Source organism: Nonomuraea sp. KM90 (assembly GCF_052246675.1).
GTDB lineage: Bacteria > Actinomycetota > Actinomycetes > Streptosporangiales > Streptosporangiaceae > Nonomuraea.
The window spans coordinates 1-17,613 of sequence record NZ_JBQQCB010000179.1; the positions used below are offsets into that span (position 1 = coordinate 1).

At 69.9% G+C, this 17,613-nt stretch carries 17 protein-coding genes and 1 pseudogene; 8 read left to right on the forward strand and 10 right to left on the reverse strand.

Going from position 1 to position 17,613, the window contains the following annotated elements:
* Window positions 1-588 (reverse strand): hypothetical protein (locus ACTWPW_RS58575; RefSeq protein WP_443174159.1); only part of this gene is annotated, 588 nt, incomplete at its 3' end.
* Window positions 589-897: 309 nt separating this feature from the next.
* A complete protein-coding gene (locus ACTWPW_RS58580; RefSeq protein ID WP_443174160.1) occupies window positions 898-1,968 on the reverse strand; it encodes an FAD-dependent monooxygenase in 1,071 nt (356 codons plus the stop codon).
* Between the two features lie 119 nt (window positions 1,969-2,087).
* Between ACTWPW_RS58580 and ACTWPW_RS58585 the strand changes: the two genes are divergently transcribed.
* Together ACTWPW_RS58585 and ACTWPW_RS58590 are read left to right on the forward strand one after the other, a co-directional pair.
* Window positions 2,088-2,981 (forward strand): LysR family transcriptional regulator, encoded by an 894-nt coding sequence (locus ACTWPW_RS58585; protein WP_375117662.1) that lies wholly within the window; start codon window positions 2,088-2,090, stop codon window positions 2,979-2,981.
* Between the two features lie 256 nt (window positions 2,982-3,237).
* Complete coding sequence (locus ACTWPW_RS58590) at window positions 3,238-3,714, forward strand: hypothetical protein (protein WP_443174161.1); 477 nt, start codon at window positions 3,238-3,240, stop codon at window positions 3,712-3,714.
* 229 nt (window positions 3,715-3,943) lie between these two features.
* Here the strand turns inward: ACTWPW_RS58590 and ACTWPW_RS58595 are convergent, their stop codons facing one another.
* Window positions 3,944-4,489 carry a hypothetical protein gene (locus tag ACTWPW_RS58595; RefSeq protein ID WP_375117660.1) on the reverse strand — a complete coding sequence of 182 codons (546 nt, stop codon included), beginning with the start codon at window positions 4,487-4,489 and terminating at the stop codon, window positions 3,944-3,946.
* A 546-nt stretch (window positions 4,490-5,035) separates the two neighbouring features.
* Window positions 5,036-5,641, reverse strand: coding sequence for an Rv1733c family protein (locus ACTWPW_RS58600; RefSeq protein WP_443174162.1), 606 nt, complete (start codon window positions 5,639-5,641; stop codon window positions 5,036-5,038).
* Between the two features lie 391 nt (window positions 5,642-6,032).
* On the opposite strand from ACTWPW_RS58600, the gene ACTWPW_RS58605 reads away from it, so the two are divergent.
* Both ACTWPW_RS58605 and ACTWPW_RS58610 read left to right on the forward strand, forming a co-directional pair.
* Window positions 6,033-6,866, forward strand: coding sequence for a universal stress protein (locus tag ACTWPW_RS58605; RefSeq protein WP_443174163.1), 834 nt, complete (start codon window positions 6,033-6,035; stop codon window positions 6,864-6,866).
* 23 nt (window positions 6,867-6,889) lie between these two features.
* Window positions 6,890-7,057: a hypothetical protein gene (locus ACTWPW_RS58610; RefSeq protein ID WP_443174164.1), complete on the forward strand. Its 168-nt coding sequence runs from the start codon at window positions 6,890-6,892 to the stop codon at window positions 7,055-7,057.
* Between the two features lie 155 nt (window positions 7,058-7,212).
* On the opposite strand, the gene ACTWPW_RS58615 is transcribed toward ACTWPW_RS58610, so the two are convergent.
* Window positions 7,213-7,407 (reverse strand): DUF4342 domain-containing protein, encoded by a 195-nt coding sequence (locus ACTWPW_RS58615; protein ID WP_443174171.1) that lies wholly within the window; start codon window positions 7,405-7,407, stop codon window positions 7,213-7,215.
* Window positions 7,408-7,447: 40 nt separating this feature from the next.
* On the opposite strand from ACTWPW_RS58615, the gene ACTWPW_RS58620 reads away from it, so the two are divergent.
* Window positions 7,448-7,696, forward strand: a complete 249-nt coding sequence (locus ACTWPW_RS58620) for a hypothetical protein (protein ID WP_443174165.1) — start codon at window positions 7,448-7,450, stop codon at window positions 7,694-7,696.
* 75 nt (window positions 7,697-7,771) lie between these two features.
* On the opposite strand, the gene ACTWPW_RS58625 is transcribed toward ACTWPW_RS58620, so the two are convergent.
* Both ACTWPW_RS58625 and ACTWPW_RS58630 read right to left on the reverse strand, forming a co-directional pair.
* Window positions 7,772-8,767 (reverse strand): alpha/beta fold hydrolase, encoded by a 996-nt coding sequence (locus ACTWPW_RS58625; protein WP_443174166.1) that lies wholly within the window; start codon window positions 8,765-8,767, stop codon window positions 7,772-7,774.
* A 23-nt stretch (window positions 8,768-8,790) separates the two neighbouring features.
* Window positions 8,791-9,339, reverse strand: coding sequence for a DUF1772 domain-containing protein (locus ACTWPW_RS58630; RefSeq protein ID WP_375117655.1), 549 nt, complete (start codon window positions 9,337-9,339; stop codon window positions 8,791-8,793).
* A gap of 368 nt (window positions 9,340-9,707) precedes the next feature.
* Here ACTWPW_RS58630 and ACTWPW_RS58635 point away from each other — a divergent pair, with 368 nt between their 5' ends.
* Window positions 9,708-9,896 (forward strand): DUF1918 domain-containing protein, encoded by a 189-nt coding sequence (locus ACTWPW_RS58635; RefSeq protein WP_375117654.1) that lies wholly within the window; start codon window positions 9,708-9,710, stop codon window positions 9,894-9,896.
* Between the two features lie 425 nt (window positions 9,897-10,321).
* On the opposite strand, the gene ACTWPW_RS58640 is transcribed toward ACTWPW_RS58635, so the two are convergent.
* The 3 genes from ACTWPW_RS58640 to ACTWPW_RS58650 form a co-directional block, all read right to left on the reverse strand.
* Window positions 10,322-10,762, reverse strand: a complete 441-nt coding sequence (locus ACTWPW_RS58640; RefSeq protein ID WP_443174167.1) for a hypothetical protein — start codon at window positions 10,760-10,762, stop codon at window positions 10,322-10,324.
* A gap of 276 nt (window positions 10,763-11,038) precedes the next feature.
* A complete protein-coding gene (locus tag ACTWPW_RS58645; protein ID WP_443174168.1) occupies window positions 11,039-14,626 on the reverse strand; it encodes a LamG-like jellyroll fold domain-containing protein in 3,588 nt (1,195 codons plus the stop codon).
* A gap of 251 nt (window positions 14,627-14,877) precedes the next feature.
* A complete protein-coding gene (locus tag ACTWPW_RS58650) occupies window positions 14,878-15,894 on the reverse strand; it encodes a LacI family DNA-binding transcriptional regulator (RefSeq protein ID WP_443174169.1) in 1,017 nt (338 codons plus the stop codon).
* 243 nt (window positions 15,895-16,137) lie between these two features.
* Between ACTWPW_RS58650 and ACTWPW_RS58655 the strand changes: the two genes are divergently transcribed.
* Together ACTWPW_RS58655 and ACTWPW_RS58660 are read left to right on the forward strand one after the other, a co-directional pair.
* Entirely contained in the window at window positions 16,138-17,412 is a 1,275-nt protein-coding gene (locus ACTWPW_RS58655) for a sugar ABC transporter substrate-binding protein (protein WP_443174170.1), read from the forward strand.
* A 4-nt stretch (window positions 17,413-17,416) separates the two neighbouring features.
* A pseudogene (locus ACTWPW_RS58660) lies at window positions 17,417-17,613 on the forward strand (sugar ABC transporter permease); the annotation flags it as partial.

Sequence of the window (17,613 nt, forward strand, 5' to 3'; positions counted from 1 at the left end):
GTCGACCGGCGGCGCTTCGGTCCCGCCGAGCTCGGCCACGCCCGCGCTGCCGGTCCACTCGCCCCGCTCGTCGTTCACGCGGAGCGTCACCCCGACGAAGCCGGAATCGACCATCTCCTGGATGACCTTGTCCAGCTCCGGGCGATCCTGCCCGGCCTCCGGCACGGCCGGGGCGTCCGTCCCGGTCGCGGCGGAGGCGGCGTCGAGCGCTGCGGTGATCTTGCGGGCCATCTCCGCCATGGCGGGGCCGGCCTCGCCCCGGGTGGACGCTTCCACGGCGACCAGGACGGTGCGGCGGAAGTCGGCGGCCTCGGCCGGGTCCCGCTGCTGGAGCAGGCTCATGGACCGCGTCAGGGCGGGCAGCACCTGGTCGGCGAGCTCGGCCACGGTCCTGCCGTACTTCACGCCCTTGGGCGCCTGGGCCAGCACGTGCCCGACCAGGCCGGTCGCGGACGTCAGCGCGATGGAGCCCTCGGTGGCGGCCTTGTGCGCCGAGCCGGCGGCACCGGCGGCGGACATCAGCGACACGGCGCCCCACGCGGCGGTCCGCAGGGTGAGCTGGTCCTGCTCGGAAAGGGTGATGGACATGGCTATGTGCTCCTTCAGTTCTTGTTGGGAGAAATCACGTAAGCGGACGGCCGCTGGAGTGCGGGTTTCCGAATGGCTCAGGCCGGGTCGCCCGAGAAAATCGCCCCAGCTTCGAGGCCACCGTTGCCGAACCGTTCATGGCATCCACGATCGCCGCCCGCTCTGACACCAGGCCGTCGCCGTCCTGACGCCGCCGCTGATACGACCCGGCGGTGAGCGTCAAGGCCGGTCGGCGGGGATCAGGACGTTCGTACGAGGGCCGGCGTCCGTGATCGCCGGCGGGGATCGTGCCGTCATGGTCCCCATCGGTCACGTTCGCTTCGCGGCGAAGCCGGGAGCGTAGTCCTTCAGCCTGACGATGGGCGCGCGGGCCGTCCTCGGTGCGCCGGCGGCGACCATGCCGAGCCCTTCCTGGATGGGCGCGCCCATGAAGAACCGGTCGGCCCCTTCGCGCCCCATCTGCTGATGCTCGGTGACGAAGCCGCGCATCTCCCGCTCGTAGGCGGCGAACGCCACCGTGTGCTCGCCGCCGGCCACGGCCAGTTCGCCGGCCAGGACGTAGGCGCCGATCAGCGCCTGGCAGGCGCCGCGGCCCGAGGTCGGCGCCGCGCAGTAGCCGGCGTCCCCGAGCAGCACCACCCGGCCCGCGGACCAGCGGTCCATCTCCACCTGGGCGTTGGCGTCGAAGGAGAAGTCCTCCGCCCTGCTCATCTCCTCCAGCAGGTGCCAGATCGGCCCGCCTTCGCCGGCGAACTGCTCGGCCACGATGCGCTTGTGCTGTGTGGCATCGTCGCGGTCGTAGGCCAGCGGCCCGGAGGCGAAGTGCAGCGCCGCGTACGCCTCGGTGTTGCCGCGGGTGCGGAAGATGTCGGCCGCCTTGCCCGGCATGCTGTGCAGCCGGCCGGTGTCGCGCAGGACGAGGTTGATGGGCAGGCTGAAGGTCGCCGTGTAGATGCCCAGGTGCCGGACGAACCGTTCGCGCGGCCCGAAGACCTGTGAGCGGGTGCGCGAGTGCAGCCCGTCGGCGCCGGCCACCAGGTCAAAACGGCGCGGCCGGCCGCGTTCGAAGGTGACCCGCACGCCGTCGGCGTCCTGCTCCAGAGTGGCGATCGAGTCGCCGAAGACGTACTCCACCTCCTGGCGGGTGACCTCGTGCAGCAGGCCGATCAGCTCGCCCATCCGCGTGCGCAGCGCGCGGACCTGCTCCAGCAGGGCCATGCGGTCCAGCACGTCCAGCGCCTCGCCGCGGAAACCCACCGCGTACCCGCCTGCCTGCACCCGCGGGGCCCGCTCCACCACGGTGGGGGTGAAACCGTGGTGGCGCAGCCAGTACGCCAGAGCGGGCCCGGCGACGCCGGCGCCGGAAATGAGGACGTCCATCAACATGCTCCATCGAACGAACGGTTCGTGCGATTCGAGGATCAAGTACGGTAAGCACCCAGAACAACGACGAATCCCGAAAGATCATCTTCGGTGGGAGTAAACGGAGCAGGCCAGGCGTGGAACTTCGCGACATCGAGATCTTCCTGACCCTGACCGAGGAGCTGCATTTCGGCCGCACCGCCGCCCGGCTGTGCCTGTCACCCGCCCGCGTCACCCAGGCGATCCAGAAGCAGGAACGGCAGATCGGCGCCCCGCTGTTCGAGCGCACCAACCGCACGGTACGGCTGACGCCGGTCGGGCAGCAGCTCCGCGACGACCTCCGGCCTCTCTACGCCGGGCTGAAGGACAGCATGGAGCGCGCCCAGCTCGCCGGCCAGGGCATCACCGGCACCCTGCGCGTCGGCATGCTGCCCGCCAACGCCTACGACCTGCGCCCTTACTGGGACGTCTTCCGCCTCCGGCACCCGCAGTGGAAGCTGCGCGTCCAGAAATCCCAGTTCAGCGACGCCTTCGCCACGCTGCGCCGCGGGGACATCGACGTCCTGATCGCCTGGCTGCCCATCGACGAGCCCGACCTCACGGTGGGACCGGTGCTGCTCGCCGAGTCCCGGGTGCTGGCCGTCTCCACCGGCCACGAGCTCACCCGCCGCACGTCGGTCTCGCTGGAGATCGCCGCCGACTTCCAGCACCCGCAGTCCGACACCCGGCCCGGCTACTGGTACGACGCCTACATCCCGCGCGCGACCCGCCGCGGCCGCACGATCGAGCGTGGCCCCGTGGTGCAGAACACGGAAGAGGCCATCACCCTCGCCAGCATGGCCGAGATCGTCGTGCTCTTCCCCGTCCACATGACCCGCTACTGGGTACGGCCGGACATCACCTACCTGCCGGTCACCGACATGGGGCCGCTGCCGTACGCGCTGGTGTGGCGCAGCGAGACGGAGAACGAGCTCGTCCGGGCCCTGGCCGAGGTCGTCCGCGATCTCGGCCCTCTGGCGCCGGAGAGCTGAGAAGCGGTTCGGCGAACCGGACGCCATCAGGTTCGGCGCCCCCTAAGCACCGGGTCCCGACGATACCGACACGCTGATCATCTTCGCGCGTTTGCTTGTACGTCCATGACTCTAGGTAAGTGGTGGCCTGCCCGGGACCGGGGCGTATCCCGCGCCGCCGGGCCTGGCGTTGGCCTTGAAGCCGGCCGAGTCCGCTCAACAACCCCCGAGAAGGCAGTGGCATAGCCTCAGACTCGACCAGGCTGGAGTCCTCATCATGAACCACGTCCCGCTGCGCTTGGAGCGCACCACCGATCGTGATGTCCACGACGACTTGATGCTGCGACTGGGCACCTATCGGCATGTCTGCGATTCGTACTATTTAGCCGTCGACGAGTCCGCACAGACAGATCAGAACATTACGGATGGCCTCGTGCGGCTCCTCGACCAGTGGGGTGCGCACCTCCGGCGACTGCGGCTCACTGGAGGCACCGTCTTTCTGCCCTTCGATTTCTCGGACCAGTGCACGGCCTGGTTGCGCGTGTCGTCGCCGGACGGTGGCCAGGCCATCGTTCAGGCAGGCTGGAGCAGCATCGAGGGCTGGAGCTTCTACCCCTCCGATTTCGCTGAGACGGCGGCGAGGGTCCACGACTTCAAACCCGTCGTCAATGCTTCCGTGGAGTGTGATCTCGACGATCTCATCGCAACGGTCACGCAGAACCGGGAGTCGCTCGCCCCTCACACGAAGAGTTGATCCACGGGTCTCGACGATCGCTCGCGTTCGCCACCCTGCCCAGGCGTGTCGGCCGGCGTTCGCAACATCGTGCCGGCGCCTGCCACGTCAAGCACGCGCTCGCGCCCTGCGAGCCGCCGACCGCAGGGCAGCCGTCGGCCTCAAGCTGCGAGTCCACGAACCCGTACAAACCGCGGGGTGGGCGCGCGGGGGGCCGCCCTGAGCGGATCGGCCCCCGGTGCGTCCGAGGTCAGTCGATGCTGAAGTCACCGTCGAAGGAGGTGCTGTTCACCGTGTCGAACGATCCCGTCGCGCACTTGCCGGACCTGCCCACCAGGTTCATGTCGAACATGCCGGTGAAGCGGCGGTTCTTGAAGACGCCCTTGGTCACGACGCCGCGGATCTTGATGTCGTTGAGCATGGTCTCGTCGATGTAGACGTCGAGTTCGCTGATCTGCTTGGCGCCGTTCATCTTCCATTCGATGATGGCGGTGCCGGTGCTGCCGACGCCGCCGAAGTGGGTGGCTGCGCAGCTCAGGGGGACGTCGTCGAACGTGACGCTGAACCGGGCGGAGGTGATGCCCGCGCCGCTGTGGTCGATGCAGCTCCGCTCCTTGCCCCGGTAGCTCACGTCCGTGGACTCGGTCGCCATGCCCACCTCTGAGGAGAAGGACGCATCTCCTGCGCCGAAGCAGGAGATCTCGGAGTATGCCTGGGCGGGCTGAGGGGCGGCGAGAAAGAGGGCGGACAGGCCGGCCACCGTCACGGCGGAGAGGGTTCTGGTGAGCGTGGACATGTTGCTGCTCCTAATGACTCCAGGGCGAGACGAAGCAGCGGCGTAGACGGGAGCAACGCCGTCCGCTTCGGTGAGAGGGTTCTCAGCAACGGACGCTATGGGCCCTGACGCAAAGATCATTCAAAGCCACGATCCGTGGCGTCCTACGTGCCTTCGGGGGTTGCCGCCGGGAGCAGGGGCCGGGGGACACCCTCGCCCTCGCCGAGGACGGGCCCGTCATCACGCCTTGCGTGCACGGCCGAGGCGTCGCGGCCGCGCACAGGCGTACACCGTCCAGGCGGCCCGGCGCCGCGCATCCCTGCCGTCGCCCGGTGGAGCGGCTCGGTCCCTCCTGCGATCGGCAGGTCACATCTCCCCGGCGAGGGACTTTCGACCGGTGCAGGTCCTTCCGGAGCGCGGTATCGGCGAGGCACGCAATGAGCAGGTGGCCGGCTATCCGGTGCAGGCTCTGATCGCAGACGCAGAAAGGATCTCATGGCATTCGACCACGCGCTGAAGAAGCCGTGAAATCGCCTGGATGGTCTCCGTACGCCATGCTCGGACTTTCTAGGGCTGGCGTGGGTGACGCCATGTGTTGTGGGCCCGCTCCCAGGCGAGTTCCCATTCCCGGTACCGGACCTGATCCGCCCACCGCCGCCAGCCCGCGTACGAGCCCAGTGCCGAAATCGCGGCGGCGAGCACGATCAGCAGGCCCGTCGCCATTCCCCTCATCTGCAGGACCAGGGGGTCGGTGGGCGGTGGGGCGGGCGTACCGGCGGCGTCGAGCCACACCGCGACCGTCGAGCCGGTCTTGGCGAGCGCGGGCGCGGGGATTCGGGCCGTCCGTTCCTCGCCCGCGGGAGTCGTCCAGCGCGCCGCCGCCGTCGGCCACTCGGAGGGGACCTCGGTGAAGGAGATGCGGGTGGAGGGGGCGTCCTCCAGCAGCGTGGCCGTGACCTGGTGGCGGGTGCTCAAACGGGCGTGCTCGTCCTGCAGCGCGGCCTCGTAGCCCAGCCGGCCGGCCAGCACCGCCGGCCAGATGCTCACCAGTACCAGGGCCACGGCGGACAGCACCAGGACGGACTCCAGCCTGTCGGAACGCCGCCGCAGGCGGTTGCCGTCCGGGAGGTACAGGCGCAGGCGCAACATCATCGGGTTGATCGACTTCATCATCGGGACCTCCTCGGCCATCAGAGTGCGGGGAGTCCGCGCGGGTGGGCAGGGTCGTACGGCTCCCGGGAGCGGGACCTTCGCCCCCTTACAGGGACCGGGCGCGGCACGGATTCGTGACGGGACGCCGCCGGATCGGGACGTACGTCCGCTCCAGCACGTCCCGCACGGTCCTCGCCGTGGTGGCGATCTGGACACTGGGCGGGCGTCGAGCGCGCGGGCCGATGAGGGTCCAGGCCACTCGTCAGTACGACAGCGCGCGTCCCGAAAGGGGTTCTCAGCCCTGTCAGACCGTCCTCGGCTGATGGTCCTTCGGCTCCCGGCCGCCGGACTTCCGGCCCTGAACATCGTCCGCCGCCTCCGGTCTGATGGAGCGTAGACGAAGGAGGAAGCCATGATTGTTGTGGGGGTCGACGGTTCCGTACCGGCGCGTGCCGCGGTGGCCTGGGCCGCCAATGACGCCTTTCGCATGCACCAGCCCTTGCGGCTCGTCCACGCGGTCGACCGGCAGCCGCACCAGATCTCGAAGTTCCCGGATCCGGACCGGCCCGACCAATTGCGGCGTACCGGGCAGAAGGCTCTCAACGAGGCGGTGGCTCTGGTCCACGAACGCCAGCCCAGCATCGAGGTCACCACGCGCTTGGAGGAGGGGTCTCCCGGGAGCATCCTGCGCGAGCAGGCGAAGGCGGCCGCCGAGATGGTGGTGGGCAGCCGAGGGCTCGGCGGGTTCACCGGCGCGCTTCTGGGGTCGATCAGCGACCAGGTCGCCGGGCACACCGAGGGCCCGGTCGTGGTGGTGCAGGGCGCGCAACGGCCGACGTACGGACAGGTCGTGGTGGGGGTGGACGACACACCTGAAGGCCGGCCCGCGCTGGCCTACGCCTTCGAGCAGGCGACCCTGCGAGGCAGCACGCTGCGGGCCGTGCACGCCTGGCGGCTGCCCGTCCAGGCGTTCGGGACCGTGTCGCCCCATGAGGACCCCGCCCGCGAGGAGATGGTGAAGGAACTCCTGAAGCCGTTCGCCCGGCAGTACCCGGACGTGACCGTGGTCGAGGACATCCGGTACGCCGGCGCGGTCGAGGCGCTCACCGCGGCGTCGGCGGAAGCGGATCTGCTGGTCGTGGGCTCGCACGGGCGCGGGGCCGTGAGCTCGGCGCTGCTGGGCTCGGTCAGCAAGGGCGTCCTGCACCACGCGCCCTGCACGGTCGCCGTGGTCCGGGCGAGTTGACGTCCGGGTGGTGTGCTTGGGAGATGCCGGTCGAGTCCCGGATCGGGGACTCGACCGGAAACGGCCGCGACGACCTCGGGCAGGTCCAGCGAGAGTGGGTACGGCGCGCGAGCACGTGCTCCAGCCGCACGACGTTCCTTCGTAGCGCGCTCCCCGTCGACGTGCTCGTGACGCTCTGGTCCGTGGGCTGACGGTAGCCGCCGAACGAACGGGTGCCGCTCAGGGCAGGATGATCCATGCTGACCGAAGGTAGGCGTGAGCCGGGTGGCGACCCCACCCGCCGCCAGAAGTGGCACACCTGGCCTCGCCGCCTGTCGCCATGGGTGTCCGGCCCCCACGGGGGCGTTCAGGCTGCTGGCGCCTTGGTCTGGTCGTTCTGCACGACGGTGACGTCCACCGGGTCCTCGACGTCGGCTGCGTCCTGGAGCTGCCGTTCGATGTCGATGGTCCATTCCGCGGCGAAGGCCGCCACCGCTGCGGCCACGGTGAGGAACGGGGCGGCGACGAACGCCACGGCTCCCATGGTCACCGGGAGTTCCATCACGGTGCGCCCGTGCGAGTCCTTGACGATGATCCGGCGGATGTTGCCCTCGTGCAGGACACTCGACGGCGAGGATCACGAGGTGACGCCGGTCATCGCGCCGGACGGGCGGCTGGAGCGCGTCACCATGCGCCGCTGGGGCGATCCCGGCGGTCACCCCTTTCGCGAGCACCGGCTCGGCATGGAGTGTCTGGAAGAGGGCACCTTCGATGGGTTCACCAGCCCCGCCCGCGTCCGGGGCGGGTGGTGGCCGGGAACGCGGGTCAGGCGGCGGGCGGTGAGATGGTGATCGGCTTGCCCGGTCGCATGAGCTCGGCGCGCCACGTAGCGCAAGGCCGGGGCGCGTACCGGTGCGGCAGGGTGGTCATGAGCTCGGCATGTGCCGCCGGAGGAACGCGCTCGCCACGGCCTGCGCCTGGCTCGCCTTGGGGCCGAGCCAGAAGCCCAGGTGGTCCTCGTGCTCCATCCAGTGATGCTCGGCCCCGGGTATCCGCCCGGCGGCGGACTCCCCGTGGTCGAACGGCACGTCGCCGTCCTGCGTGCCGTGGATCACCAGGGCCGGGGACCCGATCCGCTCCAGGGGTGCGCCGCCCCGCCGGGCCTGCGCCGCGTCGTTGTCCGTGCCCGGCCAGCGCTGCTGGTAGGGAAAGGTGGTGGCGAACATCGCCTCGAAGTACTCTCGCGCGTGCGGCGTGTTCATGATGTACGCGACGCGCTCCGTGCGCTGCTCCTCGGTGAAGGTGCTGGTCTCGTCCAGGGTTCCGGCGACGATGGTCTCGACGGAGACCTTCGCGGTCAGCAGGGCGAGCTTCTGGCCGACGGTGTTCAGGAACGTTCTGCGCACCGGTGAGCTCGCCCCGGCCGCGGGACGCGGCTTGCTGATCCCGCCGATGGAGACCAGGCCCCAGGTCCGATCCGGATGGCGGGCGGCGAAGGTGTAGCCGACCGGACTGCCGGCCGAGACCGCGAGGATCCCGACCCGGTCGATGCCGAGCTCGTCCAGCAGTGCGGCCAGCAGGTCGGCCTGCTCCTCGCTGGTCCGGCCGCTCTCCAGCGGGGTGCCGAGGTAACCCGGACGCGAAGGGCTCAGGACGCGGAACCCGTCTCTCTCCAGCCAGGCGGCGAACAGTCGTCCCTGGTCCGCTCCGCCGAGACCGGCGTGGACCGACAGCACCACGGGACGGCCTTCCGCACCGTGCAGGTCGTACTCGACCGGCCCGTGCCGCGTCATGGCCGTCCGCAGATCGATCCGGACGCCGGGGAGAACCTCCCGGCGTGGATCGCCGTCGATGCCCCCGTCCCAGACGAGCAGCCCGCCAACCCCCAGCAACGGCAGCCCGACCAGGACGGCGAGAGTCACAGCGATGATCTTTCGCGTCCGTGTCACTGCGTGGACCCCTCGATCTCCAGGCCCCGTATCGCGGATGCGGCCCGTGGAGCGCCAGGGGATGCCGTACGGGCTCGGCGGGCGGGCGGTGCGAAGACGGCCAGGATGATCAGGGAGGCGAACGCGGCCAGACCGGTCAGGGTGCGGATGGTGTGGAAGGTCTCCCACTGCCGCAGGATCTCCGCGTAGCCGGCAGGGGCGGTCGTGGCCGCCCATTCCCGGATGTCGGCGTGCAGGGGGATGTTGCCGAACACCGTCACCAGCAGCGAGGTCAGCGCCAGCACGCCGGCCCCGGCCGCCAGCCGCCGCGGCAGGCCGCGGGACATCACCGCCAGCGTGAAGGAGGACAGGATGGCCAGGGCCATGGCGCTCTGCATGACCGGCTCGTTGACCTTCATCATCGCGGTGTGGAAGGTCAGGCGCACCTCCAACGGCACGGCGTTGAACGTGGGCACGACATTGGCGGCGCCGTATCCGAACGCGCCCGCGAGCAGCCCGGTGGCCAGCAGGGCGATCCCCTGGACGTACTGGAGTGAGGATTTCATGATCCGGATCGTCCACTACCGGGCGCGCTCCGGTCGTCCGGCCGGAGGGGCCTTCCGGGCTACGGCACCGGGATACGGACCGGGCCCGTCTACCGCAGCGGGAGTAGCCCAGGGATACGACAGGTCGTCCTGCCGGACACCGGGGTGTCACGGCCACTCCGCGCATCGCTCGTTCCTCCTTGTCGGTCCCCTTCACGGCCCTCCGCGAACGGCGTGCGTCAAGGGGCGAGAGCAGTCGTTGGTCTTCTGACGATCAAGTTCGAGGGTCCAAAGTCCCTACGCGGAGCGGACCTCTGGCTCTCGTGCCCGATGGGCGGTGCGTACAGGCTGAAAAGGACCGGCATCCAGCGGGAGGCGAGGCGATCGTGATGAAGGCCGCAGTGGGCGATCGGATGATCATCGAGGGCACGTACGGGGGAGAGCACCGCCGTGAGGGGCTGATCGTGGGCGTCGAGCACGCCGACGGCTCGCCGCCCTACACGGTGCGCTGGCTGGACAGCGACCGCGAAACGCTCGTCTTCCCGGGTCCCGACGCGCGGGTCGTACAGCACGCATGATGAATCCCCGCGCGCAGGCGGGAGCGGTACCTGGTGGCGATGCTCGGCAAGACCACGAACTGGGTGCTCAACGTGCGCGCGGCCGATGGCCGAGCGGTGTTGCGGCACGGCCGACGGGCCAGTGTCCGGCTGGTGGAGGTCGAACCCGCGGCCCGGACCCCCGTTCTGCGCCGCTATCTGGCCCGCGCGCCGGGTGCCCGACCTCACGTGCCGGTTGACCGGCACGCGCCGCTGGAGGAGTTCGAGCGAATCGCGGCCGGCATACCGTCTATCGCGTCACGGCTGCCCGGTGAAGAGCCGCATGTCGTGCCTCTCGGCCTGCCCGTTCGGGCGGCCACGCCGCCTCCACCTGGCGCTCGCCCTGGTCGGACGGCCGGAGCCAATGGCGCGGTGTGTGGCCGCCTGGTCAGCCAGACGTTCAGGCTTCACAGCTTGGTGACCGTGGATGCCGCGTTCCCCGCCGCGCCGATCAGGACCGGCCAGCCTGCGCCACTCAGGAATTGCGCCGTCTCCTTGAGCTTGATGCGCTTTTCCTCATCCGACTCTGTCTCGGCGGCTGCTTCGAACCCGGCGACGATTTTCCTTGCGAGTATCTCCGCCGGCCACACGCCTGCGATGCGGCGTGCTTCACCGGTCGGGCTGTGAATTCCGTCGATCTCCCGACTTTGCGAGTCGGAGCCGGTGACATCGGTGAACTGAAAGAAGGGCGGCCTCTCACCGGCCAGAGCGGCGAGCGAACGCCGCACGTCCTCCGGGTCCATGCCGAGCCTTTCGACGATCTGGTGTGGCTGGATCAAGACCGCACCCTCATCTGCCATCTGGACGATCGCCTTGAGTACAGGCAGGTCGTGGTCTTTCCAGGTCATGTCGTCTCCGCCACTAGGTCGCCTTGTCGTGGACAGTCTCCTCCGTCTTGCCGAGATAAGCGCGGAAAAGTCGGTGAGATGATCCCTGGCTTCTCCGCGCGCTCCCTGCCGCGCCCGAGCCTGCGAGACAGAGCGTCGAAGGAAAGATCGCGTGCCTGTGGTGGATGCCGGGCTGCCGCTCCCGTCGCTCTCCACGACAACCGTCAGGCACGTGGTTACGTCAGCGGATCGCCAAGATCGCCGGACGGGGCTTGATGGGCCCCGCCCGGCGATGTGCTACTTGGCGATCGGCGTTACCGCGATCTTGTCGATGATCGGGGCGTACTTCGATCGGAGCAGGATGTCGGGGAAGGTGTCGGAGATGTAGCTGTCGCCGTCGAAGTTCGGCAGTTCGTGGGAGGCGAAGGCGACGGTGTTGGCTCCCTTCCTGAGCGCGACCGGGATGGTCTGCTCCCAGAAGTTGTCGGCGTGGAAGGAGTGCGGGAACCAGGACCGCTGTGGCTGGGCGCCGTTGACGGAGATCTCGGCGTGGCGGGCCAGGGGGTCGGGGTTGTAGTGGGAGGCGGGGGACTGTTCGGGGTTGGAGTAGCGGACGGTCAGCGCGTACGTGCCGTCGGCCGGGGCGGTGACGTCGAAGGTGAGGGTGTTGGCGTTGCCGGGGGCGCCGCCGACGTCGGTGACGGCCTTGCCGCCGCCGGCCAGGGGGAAGGCGGCGACCTTGGCGGTGCCGGCGACGCGGGCGGCCTCGGCCTCGTACCAGGTGGGCTTGAGCGTCCCGTCGGTGTCGGTGACGCGCAGGCGGTCCAGCAGCAGCCTGCCGGACTGGCCGGTGAGGGTGATCTTGTTCACGCCGCCGGACAGGAACGCCTTGACCCTGGTGTCGGCGTTGACGCCGGTGAGGCGGTGGCCGTTGACGTCGAGCCAGGCCCGGCCGCCGCCGAGGGTGTCGATGTCCAGGGTGGATTCGCCGTCGTCGGGGGAGTAGACCCAGAAGGAGGCGGTCTGGTCCTTGGAGATGGTCGCCACGCCGGAGCCGGAGACCTTCTTGCGGGTGTAGTCGGTGCCGGCGCCCTTGAGGGTGGCGTACTCGGCCTCGTAGATCTTCTCGGCCGCCGCCGGGTTGGCGAGGGACAGGTCGATCTTGTCGACGAGCGCGTCGCCCTTGGTGGAGCGGGAGCCGTCTAGGCTCTTGGCGGCCAGGGTGATGATGTGCTCGCCCTCGGTCAGCTCGACCTTGGTGTCGGCGTGGTCCCAGACCAGCCAGCGGTAGCTGAGGGGCAGGTGGATCTCCTGCTCGGCCTTGCCGTCCACGCGGAGGAAGGCGTTGGTGGGCCCTTGCTCCTTGACGGCGTCGGCCAGGTTGTGCGAGCCGGCGAAGACCGACAGGTCGTAGGTGCCGTCCTGCGGCACCGAGATCGTGAAGTCGAGCGCCAGGTCGGAGCCGGTGCGCAGGCCGCCGACGTTGTGGCGGCCGGAGGTGTAGTACTGGCCGACGTTGTCGGGCGAGCCCTGGGGGCCTTCGCGCCGGTAGGAGCTGCCGGTGTGCGCGGCGTCCTCGGCCTCGTACGTGGCCTGCCAGAGCTTGGTCGCCTTGGCGGGGGAGGTGGTGTCCCGCCCCGGGGTGAGGATGATCTGGTAGGCGGAGGCCTCCTTCAACTCCGGCAGTACGTCACCGAAGTCGAAGGCCACCGAGCCGTTGTGCACCTGCCGGTCGAGCTCGGCGACGACGTCGGGCTGGGCGGAGTCGCCCACCTGGCCGGTCCACGGGATCTCCTGGACCAGCGCGTGCACGGTGCCGCCGAACAGCGCGGGGTCCACGTGGTCGAAGCGGATGCCCGCCTTGCCCGAGGTGCCGCCGAACAGGGCGCGGGCCTGGGCCCTGGCCCGGTCCAGGGTGGCGACGCCCTGCAGGGTGTAGCTGACGTTCGGGCGCGGCGGGACGACCTTGACGGTGTTGCCGGTCATCTGGCCGTAGGCGTTGAGCAGCCACCACTGGCCGTTGCCGCGGTTGGCCTGGACGGCGGAGTCGGACAGGTTGCCGTCGATGTTCCAGTACGCGATGTCGGCGTCGACCTTCGACTCCTCGATGGCCGAGGCCCACTGGATCATCTGGCCGGGCACCGAGGTGTGGTAGTTGAACGCGTACTCGTTGAGGTTGATCGGCAGTTGCCGGCCCTCGTAGGCGGTGCCCTTGAAGGCGGCCTGCTCCCACTTCCGGTACGTGGCGACGCTGGTGCGGATGCGGTCGGGGGCGCCCAGTTCGTGCCAGGTGATGGCCTCGGGGACGGTGCCGGCCTCCAGCGTGTGCTTGAGGAAGCCCTGGATCTGCTCGTACAGCATGCTGGTGTTGGGGCCGGCGATCCTGGCCTCCGGCATCTTGCCCTTGATCAGGGCGTTGACCTCGTCCCAGGCCTTGAAGTAGTACTGGGGATCGCTGAGCCAGTTGACCTTGTTGTAGCTCCACGCGCCGCTGCCGAACATGTTGCCCTCGGGCTCGTTGAACGGCACGAAGACGATGTTGTCCTGATATTTCGGGTCGAGCTTGAGGACCTGGTCGACCTGCTTGGCGATCTTGGCCTTGTAGTCGTTCAGCCGTTCCTCGGGGGTGTTGCCGGGCCACTGGTAGGGGAAACCGCGATAGATGTCGGTCATGTAGATGTACACGTCGCCGTCGGTGGCGTCGGCCAGCGGCTTGACCACCTCCAGCGCGTCGGCGCCGGGGTGTTGCGGGCCGTCCTGGGCCTTGGTCGACACGGTGCGCAGCCTCATGCCCTCCAGGAGGTTGCGCGTGGGGACGCCTTCGCCGTAGACGCCGTACAGGGTGCCGGACGCGCCGCCGTGGAAGGCCCCGGTCTCGGTGCCGAGGTCGACGGTGAGGTTGTTGTCGATCACCTTGACGGTCGCCACGACGGGCGTGCCGTACGCGCTGCCCTCGACCGTGAACTGGCCGGCCTCGGCGTACCGGGCCGGATCGATCGCATCCCACGTGACCGCCACGCCGCGGCGGATGCCGTCGGAGAACTCGGCGGTGGCGGTCCTGGCCAGTTCGGGCGCGATGCCGGTGTAGGTGGTGACGTCGAAGGTGGTCTGCTCGATCTTCTTCAGCGTCGCCAGGTGGTCGCCGGCCAGGTCGGCGACCTGCTCGGCGTTCATGGCGGCGTCGTAGACGCGGAAGTCGTCCAGGTCGCCGGACAGGAACGGGTGGCCGCCCCAGAAGGCTTTGCCGAGGAATCCGGAGGTGGTGTTGCCCTCGGCGTGCATCACCGCCGCCAGGTCGATCTCCGCGGTGGTGCTGCCGATGGGCGCGCCGTTGACGTAGTAGGTGAGGGTCTTGCCGTCGATGGTGGTGACGAGGTTGACCCAGGTGCGGGCGGGCAGCTTCTGCCGGCCGGGGACGCCTACTTCGACGTTGCCGTTGACCGGCTTGATGGAGGAGCGGGTGGTGGCGTCGCCGGCGAAGGACGGGGTGACGAAGGTGGCGCTCCCGCCGTCCTTGCCGAGGTTGTAGACCCACTGGAAGTCGGGCCCGCCGTCCCAGTTGAGCCAGGTGGAGACGGTCATGGCCGCGCGGTCGCGGAACAGGCCCTGCGGAATCCTCACGTAGGGGGCGGTGGCCGAGCCGTCCGCGCCGCCGGGCAGGGACAGGGCCTGGGTGCCGTCGGCTCCGGTGGCGGTGCCGGCGCTGCCGGGGTTGACCAGGGTTCCGTCGAGCCCGGAGGGGGATCGGTCCTCGACGGCGCCGCTCGACAGGTCGCCTTCGAAGTCGTAGTGGAGGACGAGCGCCGGGTCGGCCCCGGCGGCCGGTAAGGCGGTCACGGGGATCGCGGTCAGGACGAGGGCGGAGGCGAGGATGGCGTGCGGCATGCGCCCGCCTATCCTCCGGGACAAGGGGTTGGCCATGCGCTTTTCCCGTTCGGGGAGTGCGGAGGGTGAGTCGAACCGATTCGGCGAATCGATTCGACTGGACGATAAGCGTCCTGCCGCGCGATGGTCAAGAGCCGGAAACGCGGTCGACATGCCGAGGCCATGTCGCCGTCACGCGCGGTCGTACGTCGAGCGGCGCGCTTGACGAGGGGTGGTGTCGGCCGCAGGCGGCGGCCCGGACAGGCCTCTGGTCAGGAGCGGGGCCGGGCGGGTCCGGTCGTGCCGCGGAGGGAGATCGGCGGCGCCAGCAGAAGATGGCGATGCGGGGCGCGCGGGTCGGCGATGCGCTGGATGAGCAGCTCGACGGCGTGGGCGCCCATCTGGCCGGCGGGTACGTCGGCGGCGGTCAGCGGCGGATGCAGGTTCTCGGCCCAGTGCTGAGCGGCGACGCCGGCGATGGAGAATCGTGCGGGCACGGCCAGGTCCGCCCCGGCCAGCGCGCGGTACATGCCGGGGATCGCGGCCTCGTTGATGGTGGCGATGGCGGTCAGCTCCCGGTGCTCGGCCAGCAGCCGCTCGACACACGTCTGCCCGGCCTGGGCGTCGTCGGCGGAGCAGACGCGCACGCCTTGCAGGCCGCGCTCGGCCACGGCGCGGTCGAAACCGGCCTGGGCGCGGTGGCCCGGCCCGTACCCGGCGGCGACCAGCTCGGCGTTGCGGTTGACCAGGGCGATGTGCCGGTGCCCGAGGTCGGCCAGGTGGTGCACGCAGGAGGCGATGAGCCGTTCATAGTCGACGTCCACCCAGGACATCTCCTCCGGGTGGCTGGTGTGGCCGATGCCGACGAACGGCAGGCCGCTCTGCCGCAGGCGGGCGACGCGGTCGTCCTCCAGCCGGATCTCCATGAGGATGACGCCGTCCACGCGCCGGCCGGTCACCACCCGTTCGAACGAGCGGTCGTGCTCGCCCCCGGAGGGCGACAGCAGCACGTCCAGGTCGGCGTGGGCGGCGGCGTCGACCACGCTGGCCACGAAGCCGAGCTGCATGTCGGTCAGGCGCCGGCTGGCGGGCGGGATGACCAGCCCGATCGTGCGGGTCCGGCCCTCCTTCAGCGCCCTGGCGGCGGCGTTGGGCCGGTAGCCCAGCTCGTCGATCACCGCCTGGATGCGACGCTTGGTCCCCTCCGACACCGGACGCTTGCCGGTGAGCGCGTACGACACGGTGCTGCGCGACACGCCTGCCCGCCTGGCGATCTCCCCGATGTTCACCCGCGCTCCCTAGCTCTGGCAATCGGCCGCGCCTATCGTAGTCGAATCGTTTCACGCATGGGACCGGCCTCGGAGCCCGTGACGAGGATGTGTCATGGGCCGCACATCGGGCTTCGACCTCTTGGTGAGCACCCCATTGACGCACGCGACGGGCCGGGCCTATGTTCGATCGAACCGATTCGCCGAATCGGTTCGGCTAAGGCCTGAAACAGCCGCGTCACGCTGTCAGCGGAGGTCACGTCAATGAGATCAGCGTCAAGGAGCCGGCGCGCGGCCGGCATCGGTCTGGCGGTTGTGGCCGCCGCCGGCGGGCTGGTCGCCTGCTCGTCATCGTCACCGTCGTCAGACGGCGGCGGCTCGGCGAGCGCGAGCCAGACCGCCGGCGCCTACACGATCTGGGACCCCTATCCGCAGTACGACAAGAGCTCGGAGTGGGTGAAGTTGCTGGAGACGTGCGGCACCCAGGCCGGGGTGACGGTGGAGCGGACCGGCTACGACACGACGGACCTGACGAACAAGGCGCTGCTGGCGGCGCAGCAGGGCAACTCCCCGGACGTGCTGATCGTGGACAACCCGGTGGTGTCGACGCTGGCCGAGGCCGGCGTGCTGACGACGACCGAGGAGACCAGGACCGACACCTCGTCGATCGCGCCCAACCTGCTGGCGGCCGGGCAGACCGGCGGCAAGACGTACGGCGTCCCGATCGGGGCCAACACCCTGGCGCTGTACTACAACAAGGCGGTGCTGGACAAGGCCGGGGTAGACCCCGCGTCGATCAAGGACTGGGCGACGCTGACGGCGGCGCTGGGGAAGGTGAAGGGTGCCGGGAAGAAGGGCATCACGTTCTCGGCGATCGGCACCGAGGAGGGCAGCTTCCAGTTCCTGCCGTGGTTCTGGGGAGCGGGCGCGAACCTCACCAAGCTCGACTCGCCCGAGGGCGTCTCGGCGGTGGCGCTGTGGAGCGACTGGGTGAAGAAGGGGTACGCGCCCAACTCCGTGATCAACAACACCCAGACCACCAGCTGGCAGGAGTTCGCCACCGGCGACTTCGCCTTCGCCGAGAACGGCACCTGGCAGCTGGCCAACGCCAAGGAGACCGGCTTCGAGTACGGCATCATCCCCATCCCGTCGAAGGCCGGCGGCACGGCGCCCGCGCCGACCGGCGGCGAGTTCGTCAGTATCCCGGTGCAGTCCGACACCGCCCGCTACGCCGCCTCGCAGAAGCTGGTGGCCTGCCTGACCAGCGCCGACAACTCGCTGACCACCACGACCACCCTGTCCTACATCGCGCCCACCGAGGCGGTGCAGGCCAAGCAGGTCTCCGCCACCCCGGAACTGCAGGTGTGGGTGGAGGCGGTCAAGGCGGCCAAGGGCCGTACCAGCGACGACCTCGGCACCAAGTATCCGAAGATCTCCGAGCCGATGTGGGGCGCGGTGCAGGCCGCGCTGAGCGGGTCGAAGCCGCCGCAGGAGGCGATGGCCTCGGCACAGACGGCCGCGGCGAGCGCGATCCAGTAGCCGCATGAACCGAGTCACACAGACGCAGGCCCGACCCGCCCGCGCCGCCGTCGCCCCGGCGGCGGCGCGGGGCCGGTCGGGTCAGTGGGCGGCGTGGGCGTTCCTCGCCCCCGTCGTGGCCTACCTGCTGGTCTTCTACGCCTATCCGTTGTTCCGCAACGTGGAGTTGAGCCTGCGCAGCTACACGGTGCGCTCGTTCGT

Bases quoted from the DNA above. Each gene is read 5' to 3' on its own strand.
- ACTWPW_RS58645 (WP_443174168.1), bottom strand. From the start codon at position 14,626: ATGCCGCACGCCATCCTCGCCTCCGCCCTCGTCCTGACCGCGATCCCC.
- ACTWPW_RS58615 (WP_443174171.1), bottom strand. From the start codon at position 7,407: ATGGAACTCCCGGTGACCATGGGAGCCGTGGCGTTCGTCGCCGCCCCG.
- ACTWPW_RS58620 (WP_443174165.1), top strand. From the start codon at position 7,448: ATGTTGCCCTCGTGCAGGACACTCGACGGCGAGGATCACGAGGTGACG.
- ACTWPW_RS58655 (WP_443174170.1), top strand. From the start codon at position 16,138: ATGAGATCAGCGTCAAGGAGCCGGCGCGCGGCCGGCATCGGTCTGGCG.
- ACTWPW_RS58635 (WP_375117654.1), top strand. From the start codon at position 9,708: ATGAAGGCCGCAGTGGGCGATCGGATGATCATCGAGGGCACGTACGGG.
- ACTWPW_RS58605 (WP_443174163.1), top strand. From the start codon at position 6,033: ATGATTGTTGTGGGGGTCGACGGTTCCGTACCGGCGCGTGCCGCGGTG.
- ACTWPW_RS58595 (WP_375117660.1), bottom strand. From the start codon at position 4,489: ATGTCCACGCTCACCAGAACCCTCTCCGCCGTGACGGTGGCCGGCCTG.
- ACTWPW_RS58590 (WP_443174161.1), top strand. From the start codon at position 3,238: ATGAACCACGTCCCGCTGCGCTTGGAGCGCACCACCGATCGTGATGTC.
- ACTWPW_RS58630 (WP_375117655.1), bottom strand. From the start codon at position 9,339: ATGAAATCCTCACTCCAGTACGTCCAGGGGATCGCCCTGCTGGCCACC.
- ACTWPW_RS58600 (WP_443174162.1), bottom strand. From the start codon at position 5,641: ATGATGAAGTCGATCAACCCGATGATGTTGCGCCTGCGCCTGTACCTC.
- ACTWPW_RS58610 (WP_443174164.1), top strand. From the start codon at position 6,890: ATGCCGGTCGAGTCCCGGATCGGGGACTCGACCGGAAACGGCCGCGAC.
- ACTWPW_RS58640 (WP_443174167.1), bottom strand. From the start codon at position 10,762: ATGACCTGGAAAGACCACGACCTGCCTGTACTCAAGGCGATCGTCCAG.
- ACTWPW_RS58580 (WP_443174160.1), bottom strand. From the start codon at position 1,968: ATGGACGTCCTCATTTCCGGCGCCGGCGTCGCCGGGCCCGCTCTGGCG.